Here is a 594-nt window from a genome sequence, read left to right on the forward strand (position 1 = left end):
CGACCTTCGAACGACTCGTTCCATTCGAAGACAATGAAACGTACAACGGTTCTCTTGTGACTTCGATGGAAGAAGGCATCAAGCGTGTGCTTGGTGAATCTGGCTACGCTTACCCTCAAGTAAACACCATCCCTGAATTTGACGATGAAAACAAACAAGTCTCCTTGGTTGTGAATGTTGATCCAGGTAATCGAATTTACGTTCGCGACATTCGTTTTACTGGTAATAACTCAACGAAAGATGAAGTGTTGCGTCGTGAAATGCGCCAAATGGAAGGCAGCTGGCTAAACTCCAAGTCGATTGAAACTGGTAAGACACGACTTAACCGTCTTGGCTATTTTGAAAACGTAGAAGTACAAACGGTTCGTGTACCAGGTAGTGATGATCAAGTTGATCTGGTTTACTCGGTTAAAGAAGCGAACTCAGGCAGCGTAAACTTTGGTGTTGGCTACGGTACCGAATCGGGCGTCAGCTTCCAAGTTGGTCTGCAACAAGACAACTTCTTAGGTAGCGGTAACCGCGTTGGTATCAACGCGATGATGAACGACTATCAAAAGAACGTGAGCTTAGACTACCGCGACCCATACTGGAACC

1 protein-coding gene is annotated in these 594 nt (G+C 45.8%); it reads left to right on the plus strand.

Translation table 11 applies throughout. From position 1 onward, the window contains the following. Positions 1-594, plus strand: a 594-nt coding sequence (locus R7190_RS28995; RefSeq protein WP_318138083.1) for a POTRA domain-containing protein, incomplete at both ends; no start/stop codon positions are given.

This window comes from Vibrio sp. 1078-1 (assembly GCF_033340475.1).